Source organism: Micromonospora sp. WMMD964, from assembly GCF_029581455.1.
In the GTDB taxonomy this organism is placed as follows: domain Bacteria; phylum Actinomycetota; class Actinomycetes; order Mycobacteriales; family Micromonosporaceae; genus Micromonospora.
The window spans coordinates 3449350-3466618 of record NZ_CP120860.1; the positions used below are offsets into that span (position 1 = coordinate 3449350).

Here is a 17269-nt window from a genome sequence, read left to right on the forward strand (position 1 = left end):
CCCCGACGTTCGAGGAGTGATCGCATGCCTCTCTCTCCGTCCCGGCTGTTCTCGCGGATAGCCACCGCCGAACGACCGGCTGAGACACGTGTGGTCATGCGACGTGCGGTGGTGCTCGGTGGCAGCATGGCCGGTTTGATGGCCGCGCGCGTGTTGAGCGACCACGCCGAGGAAGTGCTGATCATCGAACGGGACCCGTCCGACGTCGACGCCGGACCTCGGCCGGGCGTGCCCCAGGGCAGTCAGGTGCACGCGCTGCTGCCCGCCGGCCAGGTCCAGTTGGAACGCTGGTTCCCCGGCATCGCCGACGAGGCGCTCGCGCTCGGCGCCCCTCCGCCGCCGAGCGACCAGAGCACGGCGAAAGTGTTCATCAACGGAGTTCCCGGGCTGCCACCGGCGGCGACCGGCACCGGGCCCGCACTGATCACGACGCGTCCGTTCCTGGAGGCGTTGGTCCGGCGGCGGACGCTCGCCGTGCCCAACATCCGCATGGTGTACGGCCGCGCGGAGGGCCTGCTCCTCGACGAGCGGCGGGTCACCGGCGCGCGGTACGTGCCCGAGGGTGGCGGCGAGGCGGTCGTCGAACCGGCGGATCTGGTGGTCGACGCGATGGGTCGGTCCAGCCGGCTCAGCGACTGGCTGGCCGAGCACGGGTGGCCGCGCCCGCCGATGCGCCGCATGCCGATCAAACTGAACTACGCGACGGCGCTCTACCGGCGGGACGAGAAGGTCAGCGACGCCTGGGTCGCGGTCTTCCACACCATGGCCGGCAAGGGGCGCACCGCCCGGATCGGCGGCATCAACTCGGTCGAGGGAGACCGCTGGATCATGCTGGTGGCCGGTTACGACGAGGACCGGCCCAGCCGCGACGTCGCCGACTTCACCGAACGCTGCCGGAAGCACTACCCACAGATGTTCGGCGACATCGCCGAGTACGGGGAGATGCTGGGCGGGGTGGTCACGTACCACCAGGCCGACAGCCGACGCCGCGACTTCCACAAACTCGACCGCCTGCCCGCCGGGTTGGTCGCGGCCGGCGACGCGGTCGCCTCCTTCAACCCGGTGTACGGCCAGGGCATGACCTCCGCGACGCTGCACGCCTCCTGCCTGTCGGCGTACCTGCGGTCCGGTCCGAAGCCGCACGACGAGCCGGCGCGGGCGTACTTCGACCAGGTCCGGGTGGTCGTCGACGCCGCCTGGCAGATCTCCACCACCGCCGACATCGAGCTTCCGCACGTCGACGGGCCGTACCCGCCGGGGTATCGGCTCACCAAGTGGTTCGGTGACCTGCTCTTCCGGGCGTCACTGACCGATCCGGTGCTCAACGCCCGGCTGGGTCGGGTCACCACCATGCTCGACCACCCGGCGGCCCTGGGCCGCCCCGGCACCCTGCTCCGGGCGCTCCGGCTCGGCCTGCTCCGCCGCGCTCGACACTGATTCGTCGCGAAACCCGCCGATCCCGACGGGCAGCGGGGAGAATGGGACGCCGGGGAGGGAGTCGCGACGAACCCGGGGAGCAGGCGTGCTGGCAACCCTCCTCGACCGGCTTCGCCGCCGTGATCCGGGGTACGCCGTCCTGCGGCGTGGGGCCCGGCTGACGCTCGTCGCGTCCGTCGTCTTCTACGGCTGCCGCTACGGCGTCGGCAGTTCGGTGCTCGCCACGTACGGTCTGTTCGGCACGATCGCCGCCGGGGCGTTCGCACGGCTGCCCGGTCCCGCGCCGCAACGGGCGCGGATCCTCATAACCTCGCTGCCGGTGGTCTGGGCGCTGATCGCGGCGGGTTCGGCGTTGGCGTGGAGCACGTGGGCGGCGGCCGGTGGGATGCTGGTCATCGGGTTCCTCGTGGCGTTCGGTGGGGTCGGCAACCCGCGCCTGGTGGGGTGGGCCAGCGCGTTCCAGCTCTTCTACATCCTGGCCTCCTTCCCGCCGTACCAGCCGGACACCCTGCCGCAACGGCTCGGTGGCGTCACCCTCGCCATCGTGCTCCTCGCCGTGGCCGAGGTGCTCCTCTGGCCCGACCCGGTGCCGGTCTCGTACCGGCAACGGCTCGCCGAGGCGGCCGACGGCGTCGCGGCGTTCCTCGACACCGCGGCCCGCACGCTGACCGAGCCGCACGTGGACGACACCGGCCGGGACGCGCGACGGCGGCGGGCGTACGCCGTCGTCGGTCCACTCGACCTGGCCCGCAACCCTCCGGCCTGGGCACCCACCGCGGCGGGCGCCCAGGACCGTGCGCTGCGGATCTGCGCGGTGGCGTTGCGGGACGTGCTGGCCGAGGCGGACCGGTTGGCGGCGGACGTCCCGGCGGAGCCGATCCCGGACCTGGCGGCGGCGCGACTGCTGCGCGTCGGCGCGGACACGACCCGGGCCGCCGGTCGCAGCCTCACCCCGGGCGGGGCGGCTGTGGACCTCGGTGGTCTGGACGCCGCGATCGGGCGGGCCGAGGCGGCGTACCCCGGGGGTGGGGGCGACGGCCGCGACGCCCCGGACGTACCCCGGTTGTGCCGGGACGCGACGGCACTGGCCCTCGCCGAGCAGGTGCGGGTCTTCGCCGTCGGCGCCCGGCTGGCCACCGGGTCGCGGCTCGACGGTGTGGACGCCCCGCCGGGCCTGTTCGACTACGCGCGGCACCACCAGTGGACGCTGTACTGGTGGCAGTTCCGCTCCCACCTGGCACCCCGCTCCGCGCACCTGCACAGCTCGGTGAGGCTGGCCGTCGCCCTGGCGGTCGCCCGGGTGGCCGCCGGGTTGCTGAACCTGACCCACGGCTTCTGGGTGCTGCTGGCCACCCTCACGGTGCTGCGTACCTCGGCCGCGGACACCCGCTCCGCGCTGCGGCCGTCGGTGCTGGGCACGATCGTCGGCGCCCTCGTCAGCGGCGCGGTGATGCTCGTCGTCGACCTGCCGATCGTCTACGCCGTCGTCCTGCCGGTCACCCTGATCCTGGCCTTCGGCGTCGGGCGTCTGCTCGGTGCGGTCTGGCAGCAGGCACTGTTGACGGTGCTGCTGACCGTCGTCTTCGCCCAGCTCGGCCCGGAAGGGTGGCGGCTCGCCGAGGCGCGCCTCGTCGACGTCCTGCTCGGCGCGTTGATCGGCGTGCTCGCCGGTGTGGCCATCTGGCCGCGTGGGGCGGGTCACGACCTGCGACAGAACGCCGCCCGTTACCTCGCGGCCAGTGCGGACGCGGTCGAGCAGACCGTCGAGGCGGTGCTCGGCGACGCTCCGTCACCGCAGCGAGCCATCGACCGGGTGCGTCGTCGGATGATCCTGACCGACTCGTCCTACTGCCAGTACCACTCGGAACGGCACGACCCGCACCGGCAGCAGATCGACTGGGACGCCGTCCTCAGCGCCGGGCACCATGTCGTGCCCGGGGCCGGGTCGCTGCTGCGCCGCAACCCGCCCGGCTGTCTCGCCGGCTGGCCCGCGGCGGCGGCGCTGCTGCGCGACACCGCCGCACACCTGCGCTCACTGTACGACGAGGTGGCCGATGAGGTGACCCACGGCCGTTCGGCGGGCCCGCGACCGGCGGCGATGACCTGTGCCGACGAACTGGACCGGATCCGGCCGCTGCTCGGCGAGGTCGACAGGCAGGCGGTCCGGCACCTGGTCGAGGTCGACAGGTGGCTCGCCGCTCTCGCCGACACCCTCTCCCGCGCCCGGGGCCGACCGGGTGAGCCGGCTGGGAGACCCTGACCTTCCGGTGCACCGCGGCGGGCCGGACCGTGATCGCTCGCTGTGGCACGCCGTCTCACCCGGACGCACTCCGACAGGCCGCCGATCGGGGATTGGCCGTGCCCGTTGCCCGGCGGCCCGCCTACCGTCGAGGTCATGGAGATCGAGCAGGCGCAGCAGTTGTGGAAGCCGGAGCCCGGTTGGTTGAACACCGCCTCCTACGGGCTGCCGCCCGAGCCGGCGTGGACGGCGTTGCAGGAGGCGCTCGCCCAGTGGCGGGTCGGCAGCACCTCCTGGGAGGGCTGGGGCGACTCGGTGCAGCGCTCCCGTACCGCGTTCGCCCGCCTGATCGACGTGCCGGAGGGCGACGTGGCGGTCGGCGCCTCCGTCTCGCAGATGCTCGCGCCGGTCGCGGCGGCGCTGCCCGCCAACGCGACGGTGGTGGCCCCGGACGTCGAGTTCACCTCCAACCTGTTCCCCTGGCTCGTGCAGGAGGAGCGTGGCGTCTCCGTCCGCACGGTGCCGGTGGAGTCTCTCGTCGACGCCATCGACGCGGACACCGACCTGGTCGCGTTCAGTCTGGTGCAGTCGGCCGACGGGGCGGTCGCCGCGTACGACGACGTCGTGGCCGCCGCCCGCGCGCACGACGCGTTGGTGGTGGTGGACGCCACCCAGGCGTGTGGCTGGCTGCCCTTCGACGGGAGCCGGGCCGACGTGGTGGCGGTGGGCGGCTACAAGTGGCTGATGAACCCGCGCGGGACCGCGTTCGCCTACCTGGCTCCGGCGCTGCGTGAACGGCTGCGCCCGGACGCCGCCGGCTGGTACGCGGGCCGCGATCCGCACGCCTCCTACTACGGCCCGCCGTTGCGACTGGCCGACGACGCGCGCCGGTTCGACATCTCGCCGGCCTGGTTCAGCTGGGTGGGGGCGGCACCCGCCCTGGAGTTGGTCACCGAGATCGGCGTGCCGGCGATCCAGGCGCACGACGTGGCGCTGGCCAACCGGTTCCGGACCGGGCTGGGCCAGCCGCCGGGGGAGAGCGCCATCGTCACCGTGGACGTGCCGGACGCGGAGCGGCGACTGGCGGCGGCCGGCATCCGGGCGGCGGTACGCGCCGGACGGGTGCGGGCCTCGTTCCACATCTACTCCACCGAGGCGGACGTGGACGCGGCGCTGGAGGCGCTGACCGGCTGACCCTCACCTGCTCGCGCCCGGCGCCGCCCGCGCCCGAGCCGCCCGCCCGCCCGCGCCCCGCGCCCGCGCCCGCCCGCGCCCGCCCGCGCCCCGCGCCCGCTCGCGCCCGGCGCCGCCCGCCCGCGCCCGCGCCCCGCGCCAAGATCTGCGCAACTTCCCGGATGTTGCTGCTTCCGAGACGCGGGAGACACCAACATCCCTGATATTGCGCGGATCTTGGCGCGGGCGGTGGGCGTGGATCTTGGCGCGGGCGGGCCCGGCGCGTGGGCGCACGCGGGTGCGGGCGGGCGCACGCGGGCCCGGCGCGTGGGCGCACGCGGGTGCGGGTGCGGGCGGGCGCACGCGGGCCCGGCGCGTGGGTGCAAGCGGGTGCGGATGCGGGCGGGCCCGGGCGTGGCGCACGCGGGCGGGTGCGGGTGCGGCCCGGGGCTCTAGGCCAGGTGGCCGCCGATCTTCGTGTAGCCGCGCAGCAGGTCCCGGGAGATGATCAGCCGCTGCATCTCGTCGGTGCCCTCGAAGATCCGGTAGAGGCGGACCTGCCGGTACCAGCGCTCGATCGGCAGTTCACGGGTGTAGCCCATGCCACCGTGGATCTGGAGCACCCGGTCGACCACCCGGTTGACCATCCCGGCGCCGTAGAGCTTGCCCATCGACGACGCGTGTCGGGGGTCGAGGCCCTGGTCGACCGTCCACGCCGAGCGCAGCACCAGCCAGCGGGCCGCCTCCAACTCGGTCTCCGAGTCGGCGATCATCCACTGGATCGCCTGGTTGGCGCCGATCTTGGTGCCGAAGGTCTCCCGGGTGTTGGCGTAATCGATCGCCATCTGCAGCACCCGCTCGGCGATGCCGATGGCGTGCGACGGGATGGTGTAGCGGCCCTTGCCGATCCACTCCATGCCCAGCGTGAAGCCCTGCCCGATCTCGCCGAGGATGTTGCGGTGCGGCACGCGTACACCGTCGAAGATGAGCGACGCGGGCCCGCCCTCGCCCATGGTCTGGATGAACTCCGAGCGCCACCCCATCGACCGGTCCACCAGGAACGCGGTGGCCCCGCCGTTGCGGGCGCCCTTCTCCCGGTCTGTCACCGCGACCACGATGGCGAAGTCGGCGTCGTGGCCGCCGGTGATGAAGGTCTTCTCCCCGTCGAGGATCCAGTCGTCGCCGTCGCGGCGGGCGGAGAGCCGGATGTTGGCGGCGTCCGACCCGGCCCCCGGTTCGGTGATCGCGAAGCAGGAGCGCCGTTCGCCCTCGATGGTCGGGATGAGGAACTCCTGCTTCTGCTCCTCGGTGGCGTGGAACAGGATGTTGTCCGCCTCGCCGCCGAAGCGGAACGGCACGAACGTGTGGCCCAGCTCCGTCCAGATCAACGACTGGAGCACCGCCGGCAGGTTCATCCCGCCGTACTCTTCCGGGGTGGCCAGGCCCCAGAAGCCGAACTTGCGCGCCTTGAGTTGCAGCTCGCGCACCTCGGAGTGGTCCAGGCCCGGCTGGTGCGCCCTCTCCCGGCGGAGTACCTCCGCCTCCAGGGGCATCACCTCGCGGCGGATGAACGATCGGACGGTGTCCCGTACCGCCCGCTCCTCGTCGGTCAGCGAAAAGTCCACGGTGGTCCTCCTGGCGTCGGTGCAGCCGGTCACCCTTAAACTAGCGGTGCAAGTTTTGCCGCGTCCAGACCTGACGGACGAGACCTCAAGGAGCGCAGTGCCCCGACCCCGCCAGCCCCGGCTCACCCGGCAGCTGATCGTCGAGACCGCCACCGCGCTCATCGACGCCGAGGGGCTGCCCGCGTTCTCCACCCGCCGGCTCGCCGCCGAGTTGGGCGTCCGTGGGCCGTCGCTCTACAACCACTTCGCCACCAAGGACGAGATCCTCGACGCGGTCGCCGACACGGTCACCGGCGCCGTCGACACCGGCGGCTTCGCCAGCCGGGACTGGGTCGCCGCGCTGCGCGACTGGGCCTGGTCGTACCGGCGGGCGCTCACCGCGCACCCGAACATCGTGCCGTACCTGGCGCAGGGGCCCGGTCGACGACCGGCCGCCCTCGCCATGGCCGACGCGGTCTACGGCGGCCTCGTCCGGGCCGGCTGGCCCCCCGCCCGGGCCACGCACATCGGCGCGGCGCTGCGCTACTTCGTGGCCGGGTCGGCGCTCGGCTCGTTCGCCCGTGGCTTCGTGGAGGACCCGGAGCTGTACGCCGCGCACTACCCGCACCTGCGCGACGCGCACCGGCTCGCCGAGCACCAGCAGAGCGTGGACGAGGGCGCCTTCGCCCTCGGCCTGGACGCACTGCTGCACGGTCTGGCCGCCGAGTACGCCCGCACGGTGGGCACACCGGACCCCGTCGGCACGGCCGACCCCCGCCGCACCCTCGGCGCGACCGGCTCCGTCCGCACCACCGGCACGGTGGAGTCCGCCCGGCCCAACGGGTAGCGTCCAAACTCCCAGCGCTAGTTTCATCGCCCACCGCGACCCCGTCGCCATCGCCGGTCGCCCACCCCCGAAGGGACGACATGGACCTCGCCGCCCCACCGTCGCAGCTGTCCGACGCCCTGCGCCTCCGGCGCCACCTGCACGTCGGCGGCGAGTGGACGTCTCCCGCCGGCAGCGACGTGATCGACGTGGAGAATCCGAGCACCGGCGAGTTGATCGGGCAGGTGCCGGCCGGCACGGCAGCCGACGTGGACGCGGCCGTGGCCGCCGCCCGCGCCGCGTTCCCCGGTTGGTCGACCATCGCCCCCGCCGAGCGGTCCGCCCACCTGGACCGGCTGCACGCCGCGCTCGCCGCCCGCGCCGACGACCTCGCCCGCACCATCGCCGTCGAGTTGGGCGCCCCACTGAAGCTCGCCACCCGGGTCCAGGTCGGGTTGCCGCTGACCGTCCTGCGCGACCACGTCACGCTCGCCGCCCGCGCACCGGTCGAGGAGAGCATCGGCAACTCCCTCGTCGTCCGCGAGCCGATCGGTGTGGTCGGCGCGATCACCCCGTGGAACTACCCGCTGCACCAGGTGATGGCGAAGCTGGCCCCCGCGCTGGCCGCCGGCTGCACGGTGGTGCTCAAGCCCAGCGAGCTGACCCCGCTGACCGCGTACCTGCTCTTCGACGCGGTCACCGAGGCCGGGTTGCCGCCGGGGGTGCTCAACCTGGTCGCCGGCACCGGGCCGGTGGTCGGCGAGGCCCTGGCCGGTCATCCCGACGTCGACCTGGTGTCGTTCACCGGCTCCACCGCGACCGGCGCCCGGATCATGCGGCTCGCCGCCGACCGGATCGCCCGGGTCGCACTGGAGCTGGGCGGCAAGTCCGCCAACGTGATCCTCCCCGACGCCGACCTGGCCACCGCGGTCAAGGTGGGCGTCGGCAACGCCCTGCTCAACTCCGGCCAGACCTGCACCGCGTGGACCCGGATGCTGGTGCACCGCGACCGGTACGACGAGGCACTCGACCTGATCGCCACGGCGGTGGCCGGCTACCGCCTCGGTGACCCGTTCGACCCGTCCACCCGCCTCGGCCCGCTGGTCTCCGCCGCCCAGGCCGCGCGGGTGCGCGGCCACATCGACAAGGCCGCCGCGGACGGCGCGCGGCTGGTCGCCGGTGGCCCGGACGCCCCGGTGCCGGCGCGGGGGCACTTCGTCGCGCCGACCGTGTTCGCCGACGTGCACCCCGACAGCGCACTCGCCCAGGAGGAGGTCTTCGGCCCGGTGCTCGCCGTCCTTCCGTTCACCGACACCGACGAGGCGGTCGGCATCGCCAACAATTCGAGGTACGGGCTGGCCGGCGCGGTCTGGTCCGCCGACACCGACGCGGCGCTCGCGGTGGCCCGCCGGCTGCGTACCGGGGCGGTGGACATCAACGGCGCGCCGTTCAACCCGCTCGCCCCGTTCGGTGGCTACAAGCAGTCCGGCCTGGGCCGTGAGCTGGGTGTGCACGGGCTCGCCGAGTTCTGCGAGCTGAAGGCGATCCAGCGATGAGCGCCCCCGAGCCGGTCACCGTCCGCGCGCTCGTCGCGCGGCGGTCCGGCGCCGAACTGCGGATCGAGCGGGTACGCCTGCCCGCTCCCGGCCCCGGCGAGGTGCGGGTGGCGATCACTGCCGCCGGTGTCTGCCACTCCGACCTGTCGATGGTCAACGGCACCCTCGCCGCGAGGTTCCCGCTGGTGCTCGGGCACGAGGCGACCGGTGTGGTCGCCGCGACCGGTTCGGGCGGCAGCCTTCCGGTCGGCACACCGGTGGTGCTCAATTGGGCGCCGGCCTGCCGGGCCTGCTGGTGGTGCCGGCACGGCGAGCCGTGGCTGTGCGCGGACACCACCGCACCGACCGTGCCGCGCGGCGAGACCGACGACGGCGTACCGCTGAACCTGACTCTCGGTCTCGGCGCGCTCGCCGAGGCGGTGGTGGTGCCCGAACGCGCCGTCATCCCGATCCCGGCGGGACTGCCGCCCGAGCAGGCCGCCCTGCTCGGCTGCGCGGTGCTCACCGGCGTCGGCGCGGTCGGCAACACCGCCCGGGTGGCACCTGGCGAGAGCGTGGCCGTCGTCGGGCTCGGTGGGGTCGGCCTCGCCGTTCTGGCCGCCGCCCGCCGGGCCGGTGCCACGACGATCCTCGCCGTCGACGTCGCCGAGGCCAAGCGCGACCTGGCGCTCGCCGCCGGGGCGACCGACTTCCTGCTCTCCGACGACCGGCTCTCCAAGGAGATCCGGGCCCGCACCGAAGGCCGGGGCGTCGACCACGCGTTCGAGTGCGTCGGCCGGGCCGCCACCATCCGCGCTGCCTGGCGGCTCACCCGGCGCGGGGGAGCGGTGACAGTCGTCGGCATGGGCGCCAAGGACGACATGGTCAGCCTCGGCGCGCTGGACGTCTTCCACTCCGCCCGTACCCTGCGCTCCTCGGTGTACGGCTCGTCCGACCCGGACCGGGAGGTGCCGGTGCTGGCCGCCGCCCTCGCCGACGGCGCGCTGGATCTGCGTGTGCTGGTCAGCGGCACGATCGGCCTGGACGAGGCACCCATGGCGTTCGATCGGCTGGCGCGGGGCGAGGGCGCTCGCTGGGTGGTCACTCTGGACTGAGTCGAAACCGGGTCGTGGGTCCTCGTGGCGGCTGTTAGCGTCGCGGAATGTTCGCCACCGAGCGGGTCCGACTGCGCCCGCCGACGCCCGACGACGCGCCGGACATGTTCCGTCTGTACGGGGATCCCGAGTTGCACCTGATCACCGACGGCGAGCCGTTCCTGCCGCGCCACGTCGGCCAGATCCGGGCGCGGCTGGAGAAGCAGGTCACCGACCCGCCCGACGGCCAGTCCAGTGTGGTGCTGGTGGCCGAGAGCGTGGCCGACGGCACGTTCCTCGGTGGCAGCGTGCTGTGGGGGATCAGCGCGTTCAACCAGTGCGCGCACCTCGGCATCTCGCTGCTGCCCGAGGCACGTGGCCAGGGGTACGGGACCGAGGTGGTCCGGCTGCTCTGCCGGTACGGCTTCCGCAACCGGAACCTGCGCCGTCTGGAGTTGGAGACGCTGGCCGGCAACACGGCCATGCGGCGGACCGCGGAGGCGTGCGGCTTCACGCACGAAGGGACCCTGCGGGAGCGCGCGTACGACGGCGACGGCTTCGCGGACATGGTGATCTACGGGCTGCTCCGGCGCGACTGGACGCCGTAGCCGGCCCGGCTGCGGCGTCCAGTCGCGACCCCCGAGGCGTTACCCGGTCTGCTCGGCCAGTGCGATGGCGATCCCGGCGGGGCCGCGCAGGTAGCAGAGCCGGTAGCTGTTCTCGTACTGCACCAGCTCGCCGATGAGTTCGGCTCCGTGCGGGCGCAGGCGGTCGAGGATGTCGTCCATGTCGTCGACGGCGAACATGATGCGATGGGCGCCCAGCGTGTTCGTCGGCGCGCGCGGGTCACTGTCTCGGCTGGCCGGCGCCTGGTATCTGGTCAGCTCGACGCGTCCGTGGCCGTCCGGGGTGCGCATCATGGCGATGTCCGAGCGGACCCCCTCGAGCCCGAGGAGGCGGTCCACCGCGCTGCCCTCGACGGTCGCCTCGCCCTCCAGTTCCAGCCCGAGTTCGGCGAAGAACGCCACGGCGGCGGCGAGGTCGTCGACCACGACCGCGACGTTGTCCATCCGCTGGACCGTCCCTCGCCGAGGCTGCGGGCCTCGCACGTCGGTGTCGGTCATGCTGCTCTCCTTCCGTGCGGTAGTCGTCACTTGCCGGTGACGATGCCCGGGTTGATGCAGAGGCCGGGGTTGGCGCCGTTCTTCTCCGCGATCTCCAGGCAGCGGGTCACCTTGTCGACAGTCGCATTGGTCTCGGTGATCTGCTTGGAGATCTCGGCGTTCTTGCGATCCTGCTCCAGGTTGCGGGTCTGGGCCAGCTTGTCCTGGAACGCCTTGATGTTGCCCTCGGTCTTCTCGTCGTGGTTCACCCGGGTGATGGTCACCGAGAGGATGTCCACGTCGCTGGCGAGGCGGGTCTCGGCGCTGGTCTTGATGTTCGCCGCGAACGGCTTCAGGTCGACGTTGAGGTCGCCGGTCCGGGCGTCGATCTTCTCGAGCGGGTTGTAGGCGGCGAACGCGTCGTTGACCGCGCTGTCGAGCTGCACACCCACCCGCTGGCCCCGGAAGCTGCCGAAGTCGCCCTTGTAGTCCATGAACTGCTTCGGGGCGTTCTCCGGCTTGACCTGCCACTCGACGAGCACCTCGACGCAGGCGTCGGCGAGCGTGCCGGTGCGAACCCGTACGCAGTTGTCGCCGCCGATGTGGTCGTACTTCTGCCGGCCCGCGTCCCACTCGCCGACCTTCTGCCACGGTGCCACCCACTTCAGGCCGGAGCCGGTCACCTCGCCGGTGGGCTTGCCGAAGCTGGTGACGATGCCGACCGAGCGGATGGGCACCGAGTGGGCGCTGGCGGTGACGCCGACCAGCAGAGTGAGGGCGAGGAAGACGAGCGCCGCCAGGGCGGCCATCCGCTTCAACTGCCGCGCGGGGGTGAGTAGAGCCAGGACGGCGCTGATCGCCAGGGCGACGGCGAGGACGATCGCCATGGTGAAGCCGACGGGCATGGGGTGGGAACCTTCCGCTGAACTGTGTGGATCATCAACCTAGGAGACCTGGTCGAGCCGGTCGCGTGCGGGAGGGGAGTTCGCGCACGTCCGCCGCCGGGCCGGATCCGGATCCCACCGGCGGTCCGCGACCCCGCGCGGTCCGCCGCCGGTGAATTCCGCGACGGCGCATCCGCCGCGCGCCGTTCCGGCGAATCCCGGGTGGAAACCATCTACCCGGGGGTACGTCTGGTGCTGACCGATCCGATGCCGGCCGAGGCTGTGGAGATCGCGCACAAGCAGGTCCTGTCGGCGGCCGAGGACCTGGACGGTAACGGTGTCGCCACGCTGGTGCTGGAGATGGCCGGGGCGTGGGGCGTGCCGGCGGTCTGGGAGCAGGTCTGCCGCCCGTTGCTGGCTCGGCTTCCGGGGCGGACCGCCGCGGAGGTCGTCGTCGAGCACGCCCTGTGCGAGGGGCTTCGGGTCGGGTTGGACGTGTACCGCCGCGAGCCGGGCCGCGCCCTGCCCACCGGCGGTGTGCTGCTGGCCGGCGTCGAGCGGGAGGCGCACAGCCTCGGCGTGCAGGCCCTGGCCGCCGCGTTGCGCGAGAAGGGTCGCGGCTGTCTGAATCTGGGCCCCGCGTTGCCCTGGTCGGCGCTGACCGACGCGGTGCGGCGGGCCCGCCCGCACACCGTCGTGCTCTGGTCGCAGACGCCGGTCACCGGCCGCGCGTACCGCCTGGTGCGCTTCGCCCGGGACTTCCCGCGCCTGCGGGTGTACGGCGCGGGGCCCGGCTGGATCGAGCCGCTCATCCCGCCGGCGGCGCACCTCGACTCGTTGTCGGACGCGGTCGCCGCCTGTTCGGCGGTGCCTGCGGGGCGTGATGCCCACCACATACGATACGGATCGGTGCCGTATCGTTAATCCACGCCGTAGGCTGACCCGCGTTACGAGTCTGACCCGTATCGTATTGCGCCGCGGGTGAAGCATGGGGGGAAACCAGGCATGGAGCTGCACGACAACACGGGCCACCCGAGGAGGTGGGCGATCCTGGGGGTGCTGGTGATCAGCCTCCTCGTGGTCGTCCTCGACAACACGATCCTCAACGTGGCCCTGCGCACCCTGGCCGACCCGGTGCACGGCCTCGGCGCCAGCCAGGGCGAGCTGGAGTGGGCGATCAACTCCTACACGCTGGTCTTCGCCGGGCTGCTGTTCACCTTCGGCGTGCTCGGCGACCGCGCCGGCCGCAAGCGCTTCCTGATGATCGGTCTGGCGCTGTTCGGCCTGGCGTCGCTGCTCTCCGCGTACGCCCAGAGCCCCGGCCAGCTCATCGCGGCCCGCGCCCTGATGGGGGTCGGTGGCGCGGCCATCATGCCGGTGACGCTGTCGATCATCTCCAACGTCTTCGACCCGCGCGAGCGTGGCCGCGCCATCGGCGTCTGGGCCGGTGCTGTCGGTCTGGCCGTGGCCATCGGCCCGATCCTCGGCGGCGCGCTGCTGGAGCACTTCTGGTGGGGCTCGGTCTTCCTGATCAACGTGCCGGTGGTCGTCGCCGGCGTGATTCTGGTGGCCCTGCTGGTCCCCGAGTCGCGCGACCCGCGGCCGGGGCGCGTGGACGTGCTCGGCGTCCTGCTCTCCGTGGTCGGCCTGGTCGCCCTCTCCTACGGCATCATCGACGGCGGCGAGCACGGCTTCGACCGCCCGATCGCCTGGGGCTCGATCCTCGTCGGCATCGCCGTGCTGGCCTGGTTCGTTCAGCACGAGCGGCGCAGCGACCACCCGTCGCTGGACGTCCGACTGTTCAAGGTGCCCCGGTTCGCCGCCCCGGTCGCCATCGTCGGCCTGGTGTTCTTCGCCGCGATGGGCTCGATGTTCTTCGGCTCGTTCTACCTGCAACTGGTACGCGGCTACAGCCCGCTGCAGACCGGTCTGCTCTTCCTGCCCTTCGCCGGCGCCCAGCTGGTCTTCGCGCCGCGCAGCGCCGCGATGGTCCGCCGCTACGGTGGCAAGGCCGTCGCCACCGTGGGGCTGGCGCTGACCGTGATCTCGCTCGCCGCGTTCGTCTTCATCGGCGCCTCCACCCCGATCTGGGTCGTGCTGCTGGTCTTCCTCATCCAGGGCGCCGGGATGGCCAACATCATGCCGCCGGCCACTGAGTCGATCATGTCGGCGCTGCCCCGCGAGAAGGCCGGCGTCGGCTCCGCGGTCAGCAACACCATCCGGCAGGTGGCCGGTGCGCTCGGCGTCGCGGTCCTCGGCTCGGTGCTCTCCGCGGTCTACCGCAGCGACGTCGGTGACGCGCTGACCGGGCTGCCCGCCGGCGCCCGCGACGCGGCCAACGAGTCGATCTCCGGGGCGTACGCGGCGGCGGGCCAGCTCGGCCCGGCGGCGCCGGCGCTGATCTCGGCGGCCAACGACGCCTTCGTCACCGCCATGCACTGGGCGGCCGGCCTCTCCGGGATCATCGCCGCGCTCGGGATCATCGTGGTGCTGCGCTGGATGCCCGGCCGGGAGGACACCAACCTCGCCCCGGCGGCCCCGGTCGCCGAGCCCGAGTTGGCCGGCACGGCATAGGTTCGGGGAGAATGTCGGACATGACGTCCACTGCCGATGCTCCGCGGTCGCCCGGGCGACCGCGGAGCATCCGCGCCGACGAGGCGATCATCGAGGCGACCCTCGACCTGCTCGCCGAGGGCAGCACCGTCGAGGCGCTCTCGATCGAGGCCATCGCCGCCCGCGCCGGGGTCGGCAAGGCCACCATCTACCGCCGCTGGGCCGGCAAGGACGCCCTGCTGCTCGACGCGCTGCGGCGACTCAAGGGCGTCCTGGCGAAGCCGGCCGGTCACTCCGTCCGCGACGACCTGGTGCTGCTGGTCGGTGCGATCGGCAAGAACGTCGACCCACGGGCGTCGAAGATCATGCCCTGCCTGGTGCCCGCGGTGAACCGCAGCGCGGACCAGTTCCAGCTCTACCAGAACATCATCTCGCCCCGGCGGCAGTTGATGCGCGAGGTGCTGCGACGCGGCATCGACGAGGGTGTGCTCCGCGCCGACATCGACGTGGAGGTGACGATGGCGCTGCTCACCGGCCCCATGCTGATCCAGCGGGTGCTGCAGTGGAACCCGGACCTGGACGAGCAGAGCCTTCCCGAGCGGGTCGTCGACGCCGTGCTGGAAGGCATCCGCGCCCGCTGACCGGGCCTGTCCGGCGCGGCCTCTCCGGTCGGGTCGGGGTGCGGCGTTTCCGGTCGGGCCGGGGTGCGGCCTTTCTCCGTCGGGTCGGGGTGCGGCGTTTGCGGTCGGGCCGGGTGTGGCCTCTCCGGTCGGGTCGGGGTGCGGGGTTTCCGGTCGGGCCGGGTGTGGCCTCTCCGGTCGGGTCGGGGTGCGGCGTTTCCGGTCGGGTCGGAGTCGCCCTTTCCTGCGGGTCGGGGTCCGGCCTGGCGGGGCGGTCAGCCGGCCGGGTCGCGTAGGCGGTGCAGACGCAGTGCGAGCTGCACCTCCAACGCCCGATCGGGCCGCTGCCAGTCGGCGCCGAGCAGCTGCCCCACCCGCTCCAACCGCTGGGTCACCGTGTTGACGTGCACGTGCAGCTGCTCGGCGGCCCGGGCCAGGCTGCCACCCACCCCGAAGTACGCGTCCAGCGTCTTCACCAGAGCCGTACCCCGCCGGGCGTCGTAGTCGACCACCGGCCCGACGGTGGCGCTCAGGAACTGGGTCACGTCCTTCTCGCCCCGATCACCCACCGTCCCGAGCAGCAACCCGACGAAACCCAGCTCCACAGTGCTCGCACCCTGGCCGGCGCGGCCCAGAGCGCCCAGCGCCGTCAGGCACCGGTCCGCCTCGTGAAACGTGGCGGCCAGCGCCCCCGGACCGTTCGACGGGCCACTCGCCCCGGCGGTCACCGGACGGCCGGTCACCCGGGACAGGTCCCGGGCCACCGCGCGAGCGCTGCCACCGGCGTCCTGCCCGGGCAGCATCAGCACCACCCGGCCGTCGCGCGCCGCCGCCAACCCACCCCGCGCCGACGCGTACGTGGTGGCCCAGGACAGCACCCGCTGCCGAGCCGAACCGGTCGCGGCGATCGCGTCGTCGCCCACCGCCACCAGCACGTGCGGCGCGTCCAGGTCCACCCCGAGTCGGCGCGCCCGACTGCGCAACGCGTCGGTGTCCCGCAGCGGGCGGGCGATCAGGTCGTCCAGCAGCTCGCCACGCACCCGCCCCTCCGCCTCCGCGACCGTCCGGCGGAACAACAGCAGCAGCGCGGTCACCAGCGCGGCACGCTCCAGGATCCGCTGGTCGGCGTCGACCAGCTCGTCGTCCGGGCGCAGCACCAGCGCACCCAGGTTCTCCGCACCGGCGACCACCGCCGCGTACCAGAGTGGGCTGCGGCGCACGCTGCGACCCTCGGTGCGCGACGCCGCCACCGCCTCCACGATGTCCGCCCGGTCCGGCTCGTCGATCTCGCCCACCCGGGCCAGCAGGCGGCCCTCGGCGTCCAGCGCCAGCAGCGCCCCGCCCAGGACCTCGGTCACCGCGGCCGCCACGTCCTCCACACCACCGCCGCGCAGCACCAGCGCCGTCATCCGGTCGTGTGCCGCCGCGGCCCGCTCCACCGAGCTGCTGTGCGCCCGGATGGTGGTGTTCGCCGCCGACAACTCGGCCAACGCCGAGCGGGTCTCGGTCAACAGCCGGGCGGTGTCGATCGCCACCGCGGCGTGCGCGGCGAGGGAGACCAGCAGCGCCACCTCCTCCCGGACGAACGGTCGAGCCGAACGGTTCGCCGCGTAGAGCACACCGATCGAGGTGGAACCGAGCCGCAGCGGCACCCCGAGGATCGCCACGAGGCCCTCCTCCCCGACCCCGGCGTCGATCTCGCCGGTGTGGTGGAAGCGCGCGTCCTCGCCGTAGTTCGCGGTGACGTACGGAGCGCCGGACTGGGCCACCAGGCCACCGAGGCCGGCACCCATCGGCAACCGAAGCCGCTGGAAGCGGGCCGACACCGACCCGTCGGTCACCCGCATGTACGTGTCGCCGCGTTCGTCGTCGTTCAACGTCATGTAGGCCACGTCCGCGCCGAGCAGGTTGCGGGCCCGGTGCACGATCGCCCGCAGCACGTCGTCGAGGTCGCGTAGACCGGCCAGGTCGCTGACCGTGTCGTACAGGCCGGACAGCTCGCTCTCCCGGCGGCGTCGACGCTCCAACAACGCGCGGACCCGCAACGCCACCGACTTGGCCTGCTCCAGCTCGGCCAGCCGGTCGGGCGGCAACCCGGCGGCGCGCGCGGCCACCAGCGGCCCCTCGAACTCGACCGCGGCGGCCTCCCGCGCGAGCAGCTCCAGGAACTCCACCGGCGATGACATGGTCGACATTGTGCT

The 17269-nt window shown here is 73.2% G+C and carries 14 protein-coding genes; 10 read left to right on the top strand and 4 right to left on the bottom strand.

Features of this window, described 5'->3' with window-relative positions; genetic code table 11:
• Window positions 1-24 precede the first annotated feature (24 nt).
• The 3 genes from O7616_RS16025 (at window position 25) to O7616_RS16035 (ending at window position 4870) form a co-directional block, all read left to right on the top strand.
• Complete coding sequence (locus tag O7616_RS16025) at window positions 25-1437, top strand: FAD-dependent monooxygenase (protein WP_282302725.1); 1413 nt, start codon at window positions 25-27, stop codon at window positions 1435-1437.
• An 85-nt stretch (window positions 1438-1522) separates the two neighbouring features.
• Complete coding sequence (locus tag O7616_RS16030) at window positions 1523-3697, top strand: FUSC family protein (RefSeq protein ID WP_282302726.1); 2175 nt, start codon at window positions 1523-1525, stop codon at window positions 3695-3697.
• A 135-nt stretch (window positions 3698-3832) separates the two neighbouring features.
• Complete coding sequence (locus O7616_RS16035; protein WP_282302727.1) at window positions 3833-4870, top strand: aminotransferase class V-fold PLP-dependent enzyme; 1038 nt, start codon at window positions 3833-3835, stop codon at window positions 4868-4870.
• A gap of 431 nt (window positions 4871-5301) precedes the next feature.
• Here O7616_RS16035 and O7616_RS16040 read toward each other — a convergent pair whose 3' ends face one another.
• Complete coding sequence (locus tag O7616_RS16040) at window positions 5302-6474, bottom strand: acyl-CoA dehydrogenase family protein (protein WP_088990369.1); 1173 nt, start codon at window positions 6472-6474, stop codon at window positions 5302-5304.
• Window positions 6475-6571: 97 nt separating this feature from the next.
• Between O7616_RS16040 and O7616_RS16045 the strand changes: the two genes are divergently transcribed.
• The 4 genes from O7616_RS16045 (at window position 6572) to O7616_RS16060 (ending at window position 10516) form a co-directional block, all read left to right on the top strand.
• On the top strand, window positions 6572-7300 hold the full coding sequence (locus tag O7616_RS16045) for a TetR/AcrR family transcriptional regulator C-terminal domain-containing protein (protein ID WP_282302728.1): 729 nt from the start codon (window positions 6572-6574) through the stop codon (window positions 7298-7300).
• Between the two features lie 80 nt (window positions 7301-7380).
• Window positions 7381-8835, top strand: coding sequence for an aldehyde dehydrogenase family protein (locus O7616_RS16050; RefSeq protein ID WP_282302729.1), 1455 nt, complete (start codon window positions 7381-7383; stop codon window positions 8833-8835).
• The gene (locus O7616_RS16055; protein ID WP_282302730.1) at window positions 8832-9929 is read left to right on the top strand and encodes a zinc-binding dehydrogenase; all 1098 of its coding nucleotides are present in this window, start codon (window positions 8832-8834) and stop codon (window positions 9927-9929) included. Before O7616_RS16050 ends, O7616_RS16055 begins: the two co-directional genes overlap by 4 nt.
• Before the next feature lie 47 nt (window positions 9930-9976).
• On the top strand, window positions 9977-10516 hold the full coding sequence (locus O7616_RS16060) for a GNAT family protein (protein WP_282302731.1): 540 nt from the start codon (window positions 9977-9979) through the stop codon (window positions 10514-10516).
• A 39-nt stretch (window positions 10517-10555) separates the two neighbouring features.
• Here the strand turns inward: O7616_RS16060 and O7616_RS16065 are convergent, their stop codons facing one another.
• Entirely contained in the window at window positions 10556-11032 is a 477-nt protein-coding gene (locus O7616_RS16065) for a VOC family protein (RefSeq protein WP_282302732.1), read from the bottom strand.
• A 26-nt stretch (window positions 11033-11058) separates the two neighbouring features.
• A complete protein-coding gene (locus tag O7616_RS16070) occupies window positions 11059-11916 on the bottom strand; it encodes an SPFH domain-containing protein (protein WP_282302733.1) in 858 nt (285 codons plus the stop codon).
• A 201-nt stretch (window positions 11917-12117) separates the two neighbouring features.
• On the opposite strand from O7616_RS16070, the gene O7616_RS16075 reads away from it, so the two are divergent.
• The 3 genes from O7616_RS16075 to O7616_RS16085 all read left to right on the top strand — a co-directional run bounded on the left by O7616_RS16075 (window position 12118) and on the right by O7616_RS16085 (window position 15089).
• Entirely contained in the window at window positions 12118-12819 is a 702-nt protein-coding gene (locus O7616_RS16075; RefSeq protein ID WP_282302734.1) for a transcriptional regulator, read from the top strand.
• A gap of 81 nt (window positions 12820-12900) precedes the next feature.
• A complete protein-coding gene (locus O7616_RS16080) occupies window positions 12901-14469 on the top strand; it encodes an MFS transporter (protein WP_282302735.1) in 1569 nt (522 codons plus the stop codon).
• Between the two features lie 11 nt (window positions 14470-14480).
• Window positions 14481-15089, top strand: coding sequence for a TetR/AcrR family transcriptional regulator (locus O7616_RS16085; RefSeq protein ID WP_282302736.1), 609 nt, complete (start codon window positions 14481-14483; stop codon window positions 15087-15089).
• A 254-nt stretch (window positions 15090-15343) separates the two neighbouring features.
• On the opposite strand, the gene O7616_RS16090 is transcribed toward O7616_RS16085, so the two are convergent.
• Window positions 15344-17263 (bottom strand): helix-turn-helix domain-containing protein, encoded by a 1920-nt coding sequence (locus O7616_RS16090; protein WP_282302737.1) that lies wholly within the window; start codon window positions 17261-17263, stop codon window positions 15344-15346.
• Window positions 17264-17269 lie beyond the last annotated feature (6 nt).